General features: G+C 47.1%; 17 protein-coding genes. 5 read left to right on the top strand and 12 right to left on the bottom strand.

The window, feature by feature from the left end:
- The first annotated feature begins 101 nt into the window (after window positions 1-101).
- Window positions 102-1073 carry a hypothetical protein gene (locus tag B9Y93_RS15635; protein WP_085495707.1) on the top strand — a complete coding sequence of 324 codons (972 nt, stop codon included), beginning with the start codon at window positions 102-104 and terminating at the stop codon, window positions 1071-1073.
- 276 nt (window positions 1074-1349) lie between these two features.
- Here the strand turns inward: B9Y93_RS15635 and B9Y93_RS15630 are convergent, their stop codons facing one another.
- Together B9Y93_RS15630 and B9Y93_RS15625 are read right to left on the bottom strand one after the other, a co-directional pair.
- Window positions 1350-1766, bottom strand: a complete 417-nt coding sequence (locus B9Y93_RS15630; protein ID WP_085495705.1) for a universal stress protein — start codon at window positions 1764-1766, stop codon at window positions 1350-1352.
- A 37-nt stretch (window positions 1767-1803) separates the two neighbouring features.
- On the bottom strand, window positions 1804-3267 hold the full coding sequence (locus B9Y93_RS15625; protein ID WP_085495704.1) for a SulP family inorganic anion transporter: 1464 nt from the start codon (window positions 3265-3267) through the stop codon (window positions 1804-1806).
- Window positions 3268-3458: 191 nt separating this feature from the next.
- Between B9Y93_RS15625 and B9Y93_RS15620 the strand changes: the two genes are divergently transcribed.
- From B9Y93_RS15620 to B9Y93_RS15610, 3 genes are all read left to right on the top strand, one after another.
- Window positions 3459-4013, top strand: a complete 555-nt coding sequence (locus B9Y93_RS15620; protein WP_085495702.1) for a recombinase family protein — start codon at window positions 3459-3461, stop codon at window positions 4011-4013.
- A 140-nt stretch (window positions 4014-4153) separates the two neighbouring features.
- Window positions 4154-4684, top strand: a complete 531-nt coding sequence (locus B9Y93_RS15615; RefSeq protein WP_085495700.1) for an NUDIX domain-containing protein — start codon at window positions 4154-4156, stop codon at window positions 4682-4684.
- 126 nt (window positions 4685-4810) lie between these two features.
- Window positions 4811-5395, top strand: a complete 585-nt coding sequence (locus tag B9Y93_RS15610; RefSeq protein WP_085495698.1) for a DUF2238 domain-containing protein — start codon at window positions 4811-4813, stop codon at window positions 5393-5395.
- Between the two features lie 57 nt (window positions 5396-5452).
- On the opposite strand, the gene B9Y93_RS15605 is transcribed toward B9Y93_RS15610, so the two are convergent.
- The 10 genes from B9Y93_RS15605 to trxA all read right to left on the bottom strand — a co-directional run bounded on the left by B9Y93_RS15605 (window position 5453) and on the right by trxA (window position 14486).
- On the bottom strand, window positions 5453-6190 hold the full coding sequence (locus tag B9Y93_RS15605; protein ID WP_085495697.1) for a Bax inhibitor-1/YccA family protein: 738 nt from the start codon (window positions 6188-6190) through the stop codon (window positions 5453-5455).
- 174 nt (window positions 6191-6364) lie between these two features.
- Window positions 6365-8077: an ABC transporter ATP-binding protein gene (locus B9Y93_RS15600; RefSeq protein ID WP_085496101.1), complete on the bottom strand. Its 1713-nt coding sequence runs from the start codon at window positions 8075-8077 to the stop codon at window positions 6365-6367.
- Between the two features lie 228 nt (window positions 8078-8305).
- Window positions 8306-8482 carry a hypothetical protein gene (locus B9Y93_RS24595; RefSeq protein ID WP_176228945.1) on the bottom strand — a complete coding sequence of 59 codons (177 nt, stop codon included), beginning with the start codon at window positions 8480-8482 and terminating at the stop codon, window positions 8306-8308.
- A gap of 286 nt (window positions 8483-8768) precedes the next feature.
- A complete protein-coding gene (locus B9Y93_RS15595; protein WP_085495695.1) occupies window positions 8769-10196 on the bottom strand; it encodes an erythromycin esterase family protein in 1428 nt (475 codons plus the stop codon).
- Window positions 10197-10293: 97 nt separating this feature from the next.
- Window positions 10294-10488, bottom strand: coding sequence for a helix-turn-helix transcriptional regulator (locus tag B9Y93_RS15590; RefSeq protein WP_085495693.1), 195 nt, complete (start codon window positions 10486-10488; stop codon window positions 10294-10296).
- Window positions 10489-10509: 21 nt separating this feature from the next.
- Window positions 10510-11031: a DUF6773 family protein gene (locus B9Y93_RS15585; RefSeq protein WP_097676160.1), complete on the bottom strand. Its 522-nt coding sequence runs from the start codon at window positions 11029-11031 to the stop codon at window positions 10510-10512.
- Window positions 11032-11317: 286 nt separating this feature from the next.
- Complete coding sequence (locus B9Y93_RS15580) at window positions 11318-13033, bottom strand: methyl-accepting chemotaxis protein (protein WP_176228944.1); 1716 nt, start codon at window positions 13031-13033, stop codon at window positions 11318-11320.
- 291 nt (window positions 13034-13324) lie between these two features.
- A complete protein-coding gene (locus B9Y93_RS15575; RefSeq protein ID WP_085495686.1) occupies window positions 13325-13711 on the bottom strand; it encodes a rhodanese-like domain-containing protein in 387 nt (128 codons plus the stop codon).
- A 91-nt stretch (window positions 13712-13802) separates the two neighbouring features.
- Window positions 13803-14123, bottom strand: a complete 321-nt coding sequence (locus B9Y93_RS15570; protein WP_085495684.1) for a rhodanese-like domain-containing protein — start codon at window positions 14121-14123, stop codon at window positions 13803-13805.
- 39 nt (window positions 14124-14162) lie between these two features.
- Window positions 14163-14486 (bottom strand): thioredoxin, encoded by a 324-nt coding sequence (gene trxA / locus B9Y93_RS15565; RefSeq protein WP_240968065.1) that lies wholly within the window; start codon window positions 14484-14486, stop codon window positions 14163-14165.
- A gap of 106 nt (window positions 14487-14592) precedes the next feature.
- Between trxA and B9Y93_RS15560 the strand changes: the two genes are divergently transcribed.
- The gene (locus tag B9Y93_RS15560; RefSeq protein ID WP_085495680.1) at window positions 14593-14877 is read left to right on the top strand and encodes an ArsR/SmtB family transcription factor; all 285 of its coding nucleotides are present in this window, start codon (window positions 14593-14595) and stop codon (window positions 14875-14877) included.
- Window positions 14878-14880 lie beyond the last annotated feature (3 nt).

Here is a 14880-nt window from a genome sequence, read left to right as displayed (position 1 = left end):
CCCATTATTTCATGCTGTTAAGCACGAAGAACAGAAAGGAACAGATAGCCGATTCATATCATTCAAACCCGCAACAAATGATTCAAGGGAGGCGATTATTAATGTATGGAATCCACAATAAATGGACGGAATGGATGCTTCATGTCAAATGGTTTACAGATGACTATGATTGGAATCCTCAGCCGTTCAGCAAAGTCATAACCCCAACCTTTTGGTTTTGGCTTGTGTTTACGATGTTTGCATTGTTTTTAGTTACAATCGGCCAGCAATGGATGGAGAGGTTCTCCATCGTTCGCTCAGTGCATGACTCGCTCAACAAGTTTAAGCGATATAAGCTGACGGTCCTAAGAGTAGGCATCGGCATAGGCTTGTCCCTGCAGCTGTTCACAGGCACCTATCTTGCGCCTAAAATGGTTTCAAACGAATGGTGGGTGTATGCTGTTCTTGTCGTAGCCATTCTAGCGCTGTTCCATCGGCGGCTGCTTCCGGTCAGCGGCGCGGCTCTTGCTGTCCTTTATATTAAAGCGATTTTATCTTATGGTTTGTTCTTAAGCCTCGACTATGCCTTTTATCCAGGCATCATCTATGTGCTGTTCGTATCCGATCGCCCTTGGAATCGCTCGGCACTGCCGGTGCTTTACGTATGGATGGGAATCTCGCTTGCGTGGGTAGCGATGGAAAAGTTGACCATTGCGAAGCTCGCCTGCTCCCTGATGCATCAGTACGGCATCCCGACGTTAGGCTTTACAGTAGAGGATTTCGTTCTCATTAGCGCCTTTATCGAAATGGGATTGGCGTGGGCATTCATGGTCGGATTGATGAATCGCTTCTCCGCACTCCTCTTATCGAGCGTGTTCATGCTGACCACCTCTGTGTTCGGCTTCACAGAAATCGTAGGCCATACTATCGTGCATACCCTCCTGCTGATTTTTATTATTATGGGTCGTGAGGAGCCGAGCCTGCCGACACGCATCCATCGTTCCATGGTGCTCCGATGTTTATTTGTCACCGTGAACTTTGGCATTATGATATTTGGCCTCATGGCTGCATATATCTGGATGGGACATATCTAAGTAACTAATCATTTCATTGCCGCATCATGACAGACAATATTTTATTTCCGCTTTACATTCGGATGAGGAAGAAAGGTGCGCATAGCATGAATGGAGCCAGATAAGAATTCCATTGTGCTGCTTCACCTTTCTTCGCATCATTTTATTACCGCATTAATGCTTCAAATGACCTCCGTCTCTTTCCAAAAATACATACAAAAAAAGAAGCAGCTCTCAAAAGCTGCCTCACATTCGATTCCAAGCACTATGTCTATATTCTTAACAGAAACGTGTTCCTTACTTCACCACCAGTACGGGCGCTTGCACTCGCTTTACGACCTTGTGGCTTACACTGCCCAAGACCATCTCCTGCAAACTATTCAGTCCCCGGCTGCCGACAACGACCAAATCCGGCTTCAGCTCATTCGCAAATTCCACAATCACAGGCGCGGGATCGCCATGCAGAATATGCACCTCATACGGGATCTGCTTCTCCTGCAGCAGTGCTTCCACAGGCGCAAGCCGCTTTCTTCTAGCTGCTTCCAGCTGATCCCTGCCTCCTGCATGCAGAACCTCGTTCTTCGCCTTAGCGAAGTCAGCAACGTAGATCAGCTGGACCCGAGAAGCCTCCATGCAGGCAGCATACCTGATGCATTCCTCCGCTGCACGATAGCTGTTGTCTGATCCGTCTACCGCTAATAGGATGTTGCTCATGCCATGTACCTCCCTTAGGCTAAGTTGCTTCATGTACTTAATGAGCGGCCGCCTTCGCTTTAGGATCATGATGAACACCCAAGCGATCAACGAGCTTCTTGCTGCTAGGATTCAATCCCTTTATCGTCACACGAGTCTCGTTGTCCTGATACTTCATCACCACTTTGTCGATCGCGCCTACCGCAGAATCATCCCATATATGGGCATTCGAGAAATCGATAATGATCTCCTCTTTCTCAGCAGCAAAGTCAAAGGTATCCACGAAGCTCTTCGTCGAAGCAAAGAATAACTGGCCTTCTACCCTATATATGGGTACTGTCCCCTCTGTACTCTTCTGTACCTTGATCTTCGAAATCTTGGCAACGAAGAACACCGCGCTAAGCAGCACCCCAGCGATAACACCCTTGGACAAATCATGGGTCATTACGACGATAATGACAGTCGTCAGCATGACAAGCGCATCGCCTCTTGGCGCTTTTCGAAGATACGTAAAGGAAGACCAGTCAAAGGTTCCAATGGAGACCATGATCATAATGCCTACCAATACCGGCATGGGAATCTGCACCACAAGATCCCCCAGCACGACAATCAAGAACATCAAGAACATCCCCGCTACGAACGTGGACAACCTCCCTCGTCCACCGGACTTCACGTTAATCACGGATTGGCCAATCATTGCACAGCCGGCCATCCCACCGAAGAAGCCTGTAGCCACATTCGCGATCCCCTGACCGCGGGCCTCGCGGTTCTTCTCGCTCGGGGTATCCGTCATATCATCCACAATCGATGAGGTCAACAACGATTCCAGCAGCCCTACTATCGCAAGCGCGACTGAAAAGGGGAAGATGATCTTGAGCGTATCAAGGTTAAACGGAACATCCGGCAGAAGGAAGCTTGGCAGCGTCTGACTAATATTCCCCATGTCGCCAACCGTTCTTAGATCAAGTCCGCCAAAGATCGCCGCAGCCGTCAAAGCAAGAATGGCAATTAACGGAGCCGGAATAGCCTTGAAGAAACGAGGCACAACATACACGATCAATAGCGTAATGCCGACAAATACATACGTTAAGCCTGATATCCCGATAAAGTGTGGCACCTGCGCCATAAAGATTAGAATCGCAAGCGCATTGACAAAGCCGATCATGACCGCTCTAGGAATGAACTTCATGAGATTCGCAATCTTGCACATGCCAAAGATGATCTGAATAACGCCTGTCAGCACAGTCGCTGCCAGCATATACTGCAAACCGTAATCTCTCACCAAAGGAGCCAGCACCAATGCCATGGCCCCCGTCGCCGCAGAAATCATCCCTGGGCGTCCCCCTACAAAAGCAATAATTACGGCGATACAAAACGACGCATACAGCCCTACCATAGGGTCGACTCCTGCAATGATCGAGAAGGCAATTGCTTCAGGAATAAGTGCAAGAGCAACAACAATACCTGATAGAATATCCGCTCTCACATTTCCAAACCATTCTCTTTTCATTCTCTCTACCACTTCTCCACCTCATCCTTATCTTCATTGCATATTATTCGTATTTGGCTCGATAATCGTTCTACCGTTTTTGCAGAGACTAGTGTAGCATCATTCGTCCCAAAATGGAACCTTTTTAGGATTTGTTTTTTCGTAAAGCACACCGCCTTATGCTATGATAATAAGCATGATTGGAACGGTTAGGAGCGAAATCTGTGATTATCGGATATATGAGACCCTATATAGGCGATGAGGATTGTCAGCAGCAGCAGGCACAGCTTGAGCAGTACGGCTGCCACCTGATCGTGCAGGAAGCGCACGCATCAGCAAAGCGAAGAGTCGAACTTAAGCGTATAATAGCGAACCTTCAGCCACAGGATCAGCTGATTGTATGCCGGCTGTTCACCTTGGCAGATTCTACTAGGCATCTGATGGAGCTGCTCCAGCAGTTGGATGAGCAAGGCGCTTCTCTGCATGCATTGCAGGAGCAAATTGATACTGCAACCCCGCTGGGAGCAGCCTTCAAGGCATCTGTGCAGCATCTGCTGGACTTTCAAAGCGATGTAATCAGTGAAAAGACGAAGCAAGGACTCTATGAAGCCAAGCAAAAAGGCGTCACGACAGGCAGACCGCGAAAGCCTGATGAGAATGTCAAACGGGCAATTGTCATGTATGACAGCAAGAATTATACGCTAGCAGAGATTAAGGAAGCGACTGGAATTAGCAAATCGACGCTTTATCGCTATCTGGAGAATGAAACAAATGGTTAGCATCCCAGCATGCCGTACTAGATGCTGTGCGCTGGAGTCAGGAACAGAACACCATCTATGGACGTCATTGTGCACAGCTTGCGGACACAGACATATGATAAATAGACTTGTACGGTTCAAATATGAAAGAAGGAGATACGATGAGACTTTTAAGTAAATGGATCCATCCCGCTACACCTCAAACATACAGCCGTGTCTACGAACGGAAGGCGGCACGCGCCATCGTACTGGATGGCTCTCAAATTCTGCTCCTCTACACCAAGCGCTACAATGATTACAGCTTCCCTGGCGGAGGCATTGATCCTGATGAAGAAGTGATGGAAGGTCTAAAGCGGGAACTGACAGAAGAAACGGGTGCAAGAAATATTAACGTCATAAGCGAATACGGATATATTGATGAGTATCGCCCTCACTATAAACCGGAATATGATGTTATTCATATGCTCTCCTATTTTTATATTTGTGAGATTGATAGAGAGCTTGGCGATGCTCAGATGGAAGATTACGAGACCTCTAATGGAATGTCCGCAGTGTGGGTCGATCTTCAGCAAGCGATTGCCCATAACCGCCAAGTCATGAACGCCAAAGAGGCATCCATGGGATTATCCATAGAGCGGGAAACCTACGTATTAGAGCTCGTTGCGAAGGAACTGCTCGATCAAGCAGGGTAACATTCCATTCAGATGTGTCTATACTACAACTATGAGCTTGCATCACCATGCGTCCCGCCTATCGATGATCGCGACTTGCGACCGCTAAGTCGCCATTACGGCGAGCGCTGACATGAAGGAGCATGTATGACACAAACAACTACGAAACAGCGCTGGAATGATGGAATTGAGCTATTGCTCTACATCATCTGTGTAATATCATTCATCGTATTTGCAGTAAAAGGCAATGTCGGCAAGTGCTTTCAAGCGGTGCTTATTGTGGTTACACTCCTTTTGCTTCGAGGACTGATCATATGGACCAAGAGCGAGCTGCCGGCGGCTCTTCGTTTTTCTATCCTGCTCTTTATCGCCCTTACGATGATGGTGGCCAATATGTTCAGCATGTATGGCTTTATTCCCTATTTAGATAAAATCGAGCATCTGCTGTCAGGTGTTATTCTTGCATTTGTCGGCATGTATCTCTATTCACGGCTTATAAAGTCTCACGAGAGCCCTGGCATGCCAGCCCATAAGCTGGGTATCTGGTTCTCCCTCTGGTTTGCGATCGCCATGGCCGGCGTATGGGAAATTTATGAGTTTACCGTCGACCATCTCTTTGGCCTCAACTCCCAGAATGGCAGCTTAACAGACACGATGCTGGATATGATATGCGGAACCATCGGCGCCATCATAGCTGCGCTGTATCTTCGTTTCACCTTCAGGAAGAAGTAAAAGGGACATCCTTCAATGGATGCCCCTTTGTATGATTCAAGCGATAGCGCAATGATTCTAGTCGCGGCTCGCCAGCTTGGCAAGCAGACGCAGCACCTCAAGATACAGCCATACCAAGGTCACGGTCAGGCCAAATGCGCCGTACCACTCCATGTACTTTGGCGCGCCCTGCTGTGCTCCGTTCTCGATGAAGTCAAAATCAAGCACTAGATTAAGTGCCGCTATAATCACGATAAAAACAGAAATTCCAATTCCAATCAGATCATTGCTATGAAGATAAGGAACGGTAATGCCAAAAAAGCCTAAAATAAAGCTGAATAGATAAACGAGCGCAATGCCTGCTGTAGCTGCAAAGACACCAAGCTTGAAGTTCTCTGTCGCTTTGATCAATCCTGTTTTGTAAGCGAGCAGGAGCCCTAAAAAGATGCTGATTGTGATCAATGCAGCTTGAAGCGTGATACCATTAAATGCAGATTCATAGGTCGCAGATAATGAGCCTAGAAATACACCCTCAAGCACAGCGTAGACAGGCACCAGATATGGCGCAGACGTTGGCTTGAAGCTGACAACCAGAGCCAATACAAATGCCAGGACAGCTCCGCCTAGCGCATACTTCAGCACATCATAGCCTTGGAAATACATCGACCATGATACCGAAGCACCTGCCAGCAGCAGTGCCAGGGTCATAAATGATTTGTTGACCGTTCCGCCAATCGTCATCCGTTCTTCGTTATAGGATTGGTGCTTCTCAAATACTTTATCGCTTAGTGTAGGATTGCCACTTCTTCCGATCAAGCAAAATCCTCTCCTTCATTCAGCATTTGGTAGAATGACTTTATATTAACATATGTTCATATTTATTGAGGTGACCTTTTTGATAGTCATCAGCTAAAACGATAGGATCGATAACTTTTTGATCATCAAAACCTTAAAATGGTACGAGCTCCCCATCAGTCCTTCATCAGGCGATCACACTGGCTGCATCGCATTCAAGCGGCTGTAGACGCCGCCTTGCGCGACAAGCTCATCATGTTTGCCCTGCTCCGCAATGCCTTCCTCATTCATTACAATGATGCGATCTGCATTCCGAATGGTCGATAAGCGATGGGCAATAACAAGAGTTGTACGGCCAACAGACAATTCAGCTAGCGATTCTTGGATCGCCGCTTCGGTCGCCGTATCAAGCGCAGAGGTCGCCTCATCAAGAATCAGAATCGGAGGATTCTTCAAGAACATCCGGGCAATGGACATGCGCTGCTTCTGTCCACCGGACAGCTTCACGCCGCGTTCGCCAATCACCGTGTCCATGCCTTCTGGCAGCTTCTCGATATGCTCGGCAAGCGAGGCTCTTCTCGCCGCCTCCCAGATCTGTGCATCGGTGGCATCAAGATCGCCGTAAGCGATATTTTCTCGGATCGTGCCAGAGAAGAGGAACACATCCTGCTGCACAATCCCGATATGCTTGCGCAGCGATTCCAGCTTCATGTCTCGAATATCGATGCCATCCACCGTGATGCGCCCTTCATTCACATCATAAAAACGGGGCAGCAGGCTGCAGATGGTCGTCTTGCCGGCTCCGGACGGACCGACAAAGGCAATCGTTTCCCCTGCGCGAATGTTCAGGTTCACCTCGCTTAAGATTGGACGACCTTCCTCATAGCCAAACGAGATGTGATCAAAGTGAATATTGCCTTGCACATGATCAACTTCAATGGCGCCCGGTGCATCCTGAATCTCGGGATCCGTATCCATGACTTCAATGTAGCGATTGAAGCCCGCAATTCCTTTTGGATAGCTTTCGATGACAGCATTGATCTTCTCAATTGGGCGGAAGAAGATGTTCGACAGCAATATAAATGCCATGAACTCCCCTAGCTCCAATTTTCCATCAATGTAGAACCACGCGCCGCACACCATGACGAAGATCGTGATTAAGCGCATCATCATATAGCTGATCGAGATGCTCTTCGCCATCGTCTTATAGGCAAGCAGCATCGTCTTGCGGTAGTTCTGATTGTCTACGGCAAACAGCTTCTCCTCGTGCTTCTCGTTCGCAAACGATTGAACAACACGAATACCGCCGATATTGTCCTCGATGCGAGCGTTGAAATTGCCCACTTCGCCAAATAAGCGTCTGTAGGCCTTCGTCATTCGACCGCCAAAGAAGATGACCACAGCAGCCATCAGCGGCACAATAATAAAGGTAATCAGGGCAAGCTCCAAGTTAATGGACGCCATTAACGCAAAGGAGCCGATGAGCGTCATTACCGCAATAAAAATATCCTCTGGGCCATGGTGCGCCATCTCGCCAATATTGTTCAGGTCGTTTGTGATTCTGCCGATCAGGTGACCGGTCTTCTGATTATCGAAGAAACGAAACGACAGCTTCTGGAGATGCGAGAACAGCTTTCTGCGCATATCCGTCTCAATATTGATGCCGAGCATATGTCCCCAGTATGTGACAATATAATTCAAGACTGTATTCAGCGCATAAATGGCTAGCAGTCCAATACAAGCAAGGACGATCCACTTCCAATTGCCCGTTGGCAGCAATTCATCGATGAATCGGCTGATCGCAACAGGGAATGCAAGCTCCAGCAATCCTGCAATAACAGCACAGGTGAAATCGAGAATAAAGAGACCTTTGTAAGGCTTATAATACGAGAAAAACCTCTTTAACACTTGCAAGGCTGACCACTCTTTCTTCGGTTAAACTTAGGAAGGTTAGCATATGTATGATTCTTCCTGGACCAGAATTGTAATTATAACACAAGATGTAGTGATAGAATCGTTTATATTCAAATTTTACATATGTCTAACCTGTCATGGCTGGCACAAATAAAAACCCAAATCTTGTTATCCGCTAAAAATTTGAATGGGTCTGCGAGCGACTCCAAGGTCACCATGCCTTCATTTCTCCTGCGCTTTGCGCTTTGGGTACAGGATACCGTAAATGAGAACAACCGTACCAGCAAGATGGAGCATCCTTCCCCATTCAAAAGAGATAAAATCTGCAAAATAAAGCACGCCAAGCGCTTGAATCAGTATGCCTGCTATAATCAAGCCTGTCCTCTTGGATATCTTCATTAATGTCCAGCCCCCAGTATTAAGGTATTGCGAGTGAAGCACATGCAAGAGAATGATTATTGCCGCACTTCTTAATTGGTTAATTATGTATATTATAGTTTCTATTTATGATCCCTTCCAGCTCAACTCCTTCAAAAAACAAAAAAGCAGACCGCCTCCTGGTTGTCAGGTTCGCGATCTGCTTTAATTTTTAACAACGTAACGGCTTGTAACTAAACCAGCTTCCTAAATGAAATCCAGATAGACGATTTATAGGAGCCCGATCATCCTCTTATCCGGATACAGCTTATTTGCTGCCACGGATATATTGCGGCGGATGCACATCATCGATGAGCAGCAGCCCATCATACTGATCACGGGCTACAAAGCTCTCCGGAATCATGCCCCAGCTGTATGCATACCGCGGCTCAAACATCCACGAATTGCCGCGTTCATTACTGCGGTACTTCAGGTCAATAAAGGTATATGGCGAGCGGCTTGCTTGGGATACGATGGACTCTATCGAGCCCTCCTCTAATGGAAGCACATCATGCACAGCACCCGAGTTATCGGACGTCTTGCCGCTGACTGGATACAAGCCTAGCACATAGCTGTACTTTTTCCACTCCTCCGGAAGACGTTCTCCCATCAGCTTTACAGGATACGGCGAGCCCATCACTTCGCTGTGCGCCTTGCGGATATGATCATTATGTGCCCATACGATAAATTTCTCGTTCGGGTACACCTCAGTTGCAAGCCAGAGCAAGTTGTCTAGCATCGCTTGATCGCGCCATTCCATCGACTCTAGGAAAGTCTCAGCATAAGCGGTGTAATCCTCTTCTGCATAGCTGCGATTAGCCTTAATCGAGAGCTCGACATACTCGTCTGCCACGCGAATGCGATCCTGCAAGCTTCGCTCCAGCTGCTTAACAAGCTTAGGATTAGAAGGATATAAAGCTTCAATAGGTTCTTCGCGTTCCTTCGCTTGAAGTGCACGCAGCACTCCCTTGTAAACGCCAATTAGGCGGTTTTTTTCTTTTTGATACGCCTCAAGCTCAGTTCCTCCAGCATAATCAGCAAGCTTCTCTTCTGCTTGCTTCAAGCGCTCCGCGAGCTTCTCATCCTTAAGCCACCTGCCATCCATCAGCGGATATTGAAACTGCATATCAAAGCCAGTCAGCATAAGCGGCTTCTCACTATCCTGCGTAACCTTCAAATAGTCAAACAAGGGAAGAATCTCCTTGCTCCACCATACGCCGAAGATCGAATCCTTCATCGTCTGCTCGGCGCTCTGAGAACCGATCTGTCCATATGCAAGTGAAGCATTGCTAAGCCCGCTCTCAAAGGCAAGCACATTGTAGCCCATTTCCTCGTGAAGGTATTGAATCAGTCTCGTCTTAGCCTGGTTGAACTCCGCAACCCCATGAGAGCTCTCCCCGAGAAATACGATGCGCTTGTCATGCAATAGCGGCTTCAGCATCGCAAGATCCTTGAAGCTTTCTTTGTTAATCTTACCTTCGACAGGCTTAATCGTATCCAAACGATACGCATGATCCCTCGTCCATGCTTCCCAATCCGCCAGCGCCTCCTTCGTTGTTCGCGCTACCTTCGACACAGCCTCGCCCATCTGATTCAGCTCAGCCGCATATACCGGAGCTGTACTTGCAAACAGTTGTACACCCAGTACTGCCGCTGCAATGATCCCTGCAAGCTTACGTTTATTCATCTTCCCCATCACTCATTCATCCCCTTAACGATTAATGTCCTCTTTCCTGCTGCTTCTCTATCCCATTACTCCTTCAAACCTCCACATCTCCTGCTGTTCTACAAAACTACTCTTCCCAGAACAGATCATCCAGTGTTCGTCCTAGTGCTTTGCAAATCGCGACACAAAGACTTAGAGAAGGATTGTACTTGCCAAGCTCAATCAGGCCTATCGTCTGCCGCGATACCCCCACGATTCGCGCCAGCTCATCCTGAGACAGATCCTTCTCCACGCGAGCCATTTTCATCCTCAAATTTTTCATTTTGCTGTACCTTTCTCGTCTCTATTCAATGAGATCGCTATCCTCAAGATCGCTGTTGGAACGGCGCTTGCTAAGGTTGTTCATTGCAAGATGACTAACGGCTGTCACAATCACAAAGAAAGGAATGTACATCATTAAGCTTGCGAGAAAGACGACAAAGAAATACTCCACCTCAAGCGTCCCGCTTCCATCTCCAAAATGATACGCACTGCGAAAGCCAAAGAAAAAAGCAAGAAACAATCCAGAAGCAAGGCCGATCATCATTTGCTTCTTCGTCATGGAGAAGCGATGTGTCTGATCGTGTACCTCCACCTCGTCAGCATACACCCCTGTTCTGACACTTCTGATCGAGTAATAGATTCCATTTACTATAAGAATAATGAGCTCTGTATAAACCGGCTGCCCCTCGGCAAAAAAGAACGACTTCACAATGACCGAGATGCTGCAGATGATCATCACCAGCACCCAGGCTTCCTTCGCAATCTGATTTTTCAAATTCACGATGCGTTCGTCTTGAACTGCTTTTCGTTTAAACCATTTCATATCACACGCCACCCTCATGGTTAATTCTTCTATGTGATTTTGATTATAATGATATATCGTGCATTTTGCAATATATATATGTCATTTAGTCAATGATAAATGTCTTTAAGCAATCATCCCATGACATTTCAATCTATTCCGTTCTAGCTGCTCCTCTTTTAGAATTCCATAACAAAAAGCCTTTGCTCCTCAACGTGTGAGAAGTGACAAAGGCTTGTTATACGTTAATTTCATTGCCTGTTTATCAGATCTTTGGACCATGCTGACAGGCAGTCTTTGTACGCTGTTAACGCAAATTGCTCGATAATTCATGCAAATGCGAAAGCACCTCTTCTGATGCCTCTTCAATGAGTGGCAGCATAGCAGCAGCCTCCTTATACTGCTTCGCTTCCACCTGTGTTGCCGCTTGAGCGGCAAGCTGATGAATTTTCTTATGCGGTATTTCAAGCGCACGGAAGGCAGCATGTGAGCCCAGTTCCTGTCGTCCTTTGCTCCGCTCCATCCAGATGCCCAATCGGCACCTTTTATGATCCCCGATCTGCTGTGCGGCCATCTCGTGATAACCCAATAAACTGTTGTATACCCACCAGCGCCACAATAAATGATCGGTCTCCATCACACGAATCATCTGAGCATCCGTCAGCTTTCCTTCATCGGTGCGCAGTGCTTCTTGCCTCAACTCATTCACTTTAGCGCTCATCTCATAAATGGCTTGTCCGGTATCTCTCGCATGCTGCTGAATCGTCTCAATCTGGCCCACAACCTCATGCATCCTGGAATGTATCTCTTCTGTGGCCGCAGACTGCTCTTCCACTATAGCAGCAATATTCCCTGCAGCTTGGCCAATATGCTGAACCTTTTCAGTAATCTCCTCCAGGCAAGTAATCGCCCCTTGAGTCTCTTCAGCCTGCTTATGAATGTTCAGCGCCATCTCCTGCGACTTGCCGCCTACTTCTTGTGCCGTGGCTCTCAGCTCTTGAATAATACGCGTAATGTGCTCTGCCGATGCCTTCGTCTGCTCCGATAGCTTGCGCACTTCTCCTGCTACAACAGCGAAGCCCAGCCCCTCTTCTCCAGCTCTTGCGGCTTCGATCGCTGCATTTAGGGACAATAGGTGAGTCTGATCGGCTACCTGATGAATGACCTGAGCAATTGAGAACACCTCTTCAATAGCGCCATGAAGTGCATCGAATGAATCTTTCGTCTCATCAAACTGACGGGCTACCTCAAAGAAGCCATCCAGGGAATGACGAATAATCGCTTGGCCATGAGCCGTCTCGCGCACCAGTGTCTCGCTCTTATCCGCTGCATCCATTGTATGCTCTGCAATCTCCTCAATGGATGCAGACAGCTCTTCCGATGCAGCGCTTACATTCGAGGTCTCGTGCATCGCCCGATCCACAGCGGCAAGCAGCGGCATCACCTTGTCGAGCTTAATGATTTGTTCTAAAGATTCACTATTCATTTCCATATACCGAAAATCATGCTCCCGTTGATACACGTCGCGAATCCACTCTGCATCCACCGTCAGCACTCGATGGAGCGCAATCAGAATGGATGAAGCTTTGCTCGGGTATTTCTGGATTACAAGTGGAAAGATGATTTCATAGATCCGGGTAGTGATACCGATAAACCTTTCGGGCGTCAAATCCCGTTGAATATACAGCTTCGCAATCCGATTTCTAATAGACATATCCTGTTCGTTCCATTCTAGCTTCGGCAAGGAGAATATGTATTCTCTTATCAACGCTTCCCACTGCTCACCTATTATCAATTCCTCGGGTGAAATGCTGCTTGCATCCATCCACGCGCTCATTTCAAGATGGCGCTGAATGATTGTTCCCCCATGAGCAGCAATCAAAGGCTCGAGTTGGCGTAAATAAGTCAGATCTTCCTGTCGAATCTGGAGCACATTCAACATGTCGCGATGAAGCATTGTAGCATTCACATCTGTTGCTTGAATGGTGTGGTGCACATCTCTTGCTGTGGTCTTGAACAGCATAGCCATCCCCCTTAGGTCACTTGCATGCTAATCGAGTGAAGTGGAACTTGAGAATAGAAAAAATGAGAAATAACATGAAATTATTTCCTTGAAACCAATATTATCACAGCTTTAAAGCTTTAACTGCACGATGGTTTTTACAAATATTTGAACAACGAAACAGGATTATTTTTATTTTTGATATAGCAAAAAAAGAGCCTTCATCTCTCTTGGATGAAAGACTCTTCTTTGCTTCATGCACACGCTGCTCTATCGCTTGAGACTTTCCCTGCTGCTTTGCTGCATCTCGCCTTAGCGTGTACGCTTCCCCTTCCAGGACATAAAGCCGCCACGCAGATGCGCCACCTGCGTATGTCCTTCCCGGATCAGCTTAGTTGCAGCCTGCTTGCTTCGCATCCCGCTCTGACAGTAGAGAAACAGCGTCTTCTCCTGTGGAATCTGATCCAATCTACTTCCTAGCTGGGACAAAGGAATATTCGTCGCGCCCGTAATATGCCCATTCTTGAATTCATGGGGCTCGCGAACATCAATGAGCATGGAAGGCTTCACTGCTTTCAGCTGTTCCGCGAAAGCTTCGCTGCTTAGCTCGGTCAGCCCTTTGACACCGGCGAACTTTTTATAAAAAAACCATGCTGCGACAAGTAGGAGTACGACGATAAAAACGTTCGTATAATCCATGCTGTGATAAGCTCCTTTACTTCATATTAGCGAGTTCCATCCGATAACTTGATACCAGAATCTGATATGAGGTGTTCAAAGTCTCAACCACTTATTCTCCAAACGCCTTCTCGCCAGGCCATTCCGACATGCCGCCAGGCATATTTATGACTTTGTAGCCCATACTATGAAGGTATTCACAAGCCATCTGGCTTCTGCCTCCGCTGCGGCAAACCATGATCAGCTCTACATTGGGGTCCAATTCCGCTGCTCGAGCTGGAATCTGCTGCAAAGGAATGTGCTTCGCCTGTGGAATATGGCCAAGAAACCATTCATCTGGCTCGCGCACATCAATAATGGTGAGCTTCTCTCCTTGCTTCAGCTTCTCGGCTACTTTTTCTGGTGTCCATTCTGGCCATGCTTGTGTACTCATTCATCATCTTCTCCTTGTTTGCGGTCTCTTCTAATCGGCTTACAATTGCTGATCAATCCATTTTTTCAACTCTGCAGCTGGCTTGTATCCAACGGAAGTGGCAATGTCCTTTCCTTTATGGAATAGCTTCATATGCGGAATCCCTCTTACCTGATACTTCGCTGCCATTTTCTTATCCTGATCCACATTGATCTTGGCAATCTTCACTTTGCCTGATAGCTCCTTCGCCAGCTTCTCGAGCTCTGGAGACAATAAGCGGCAAGGTCCGCACCATGGTGCCCAGAAATCGACCAGCACGGGCTGCTCAGATTGCAAAACATCTTTGTTAAAGGTAGCGTCTGTTACTTGAATAGTTGTCATCATGAATTCCTCCTTAAATATAAGGCCTTAGAATCAAGGCTTGATTTTTTGATTGTAATATCATAATATTACGATATAACGATGTTGTAAAGAGAGGCGCACAAAGTTTATGGATAATAATTTTAAAGCATACAACGAAGCCGCCGAGATTCTGAAGGCATTAGCTCACCCTGTGAGGCTGTGTATTGTCAGAGGATTGCTCCAGCAGGGAAAGTGCAACGTCACTTATATGCAGGACTGTCTGAACATCCCCCAATCCACGGTATCTCAGCATCTTCAGAAGCTTCGCACTCTGGGAATTGTGGAGACGGATCGGCAAGGACTTGAGAACTTTTATTCCGTTAAGGATGAGAAGATTAAGAAGCTGATTGAACTATTATTAGAGGAGGCATAATTC

Source organism: Paenibacillus aquistagni (assembly GCF_900177815.1).
GTDB classification, from domain to species: domain Bacteria; phylum Bacillota; class Bacilli; order Paenibacillales; family Paenibacillaceae; genus Paenibacillus_B; species Paenibacillus_B aquistagni.
The sequence above is the reverse complement of the archived record's forward strand: the minus strand, read 5'-3'. Positions and strand labels throughout refer to the sequence as shown.

Bases quoted from the DNA above. Each gene is read 5' to 3' on its own strand.
- B9Y93_RS15580 (WP_176228944.1), bottom strand. From the start codon at position 13,033: ATGCTGTTCAAGACCACAGCAAGAGATGTGCACCACACCATTCAAGCA.
- B9Y93_RS15585 (WP_097676160.1), bottom strand. From the start codon at position 11,031: ATGAAATGGTTTAAACGAAAAGCAGTTCAAGACGAACGCATCGTGAAT.
- B9Y93_RS24595 (WP_176228945.1), bottom strand. From the start codon at position 8,482: ATGAAGATATCCAAGAGGACAGGCTTGATTATAGCAGGCATACTGATT.
- B9Y93_RS15590 (WP_085495693.1), bottom strand. From the start codon at position 10,488: ATGAAAAATTTGAGGATGAAAATGGCTCGCGTGGAGAAGGATCTGTCT.
- B9Y93_RS15570 (WP_085495684.1), bottom strand. From the start codon at position 14,123: ATGAGTACACAAGCATGGCCAGAATGGACACCAGAAAAAGTAGCCGAG.
- trxA (WP_240968065.1), bottom strand. From the start codon at position 14,486: ATGATGACAACTATTCAAGTAACAGACGCTACCTTTAACAAAGATGTT.
- B9Y93_RS15635 (WP_085495707.1), top strand. From the start codon at position 102: ATGTATGGAATCCACAATAAATGGACGGAATGGATGCTTCATGTCAAA.
- B9Y93_RS15615 (WP_085495700.1), top strand. From the start codon at position 4,154: ATGAGACTTTTAAGTAAATGGATCCATCCCGCTACACCTCAAACATAC.
- B9Y93_RS15560 (WP_085495680.1), top strand. From the start codon at position 14,593: ATGGATAATAATTTTAAAGCATACAACGAAGCCGCCGAGATTCTGAAG.
- B9Y93_RS15630 (WP_085495705.1), bottom strand. From the start codon at position 1,766: ATGAGCAACATCCTATTAGCGGTAGACGGATCAGACAACAGCTATCGT.
- B9Y93_RS15595 (WP_085495695.1), bottom strand. From the start codon at position 10,196: ATGGGGAAGATGAATAAACGTAAGCTTGCAGGGATCATTGCAGCGGCA.
- B9Y93_RS15610 (WP_085495698.1), top strand. From the start codon at position 4,811: ATGACACAAACAACTACGAAACAGCGCTGGAATGATGGAATTGAGCTA.
- B9Y93_RS15575 (WP_085495686.1), bottom strand. From the start codon at position 13,711: ATGGATTATACGAACGTTTTTATCGTCGTACTCCTACTTGTCGCAGCA.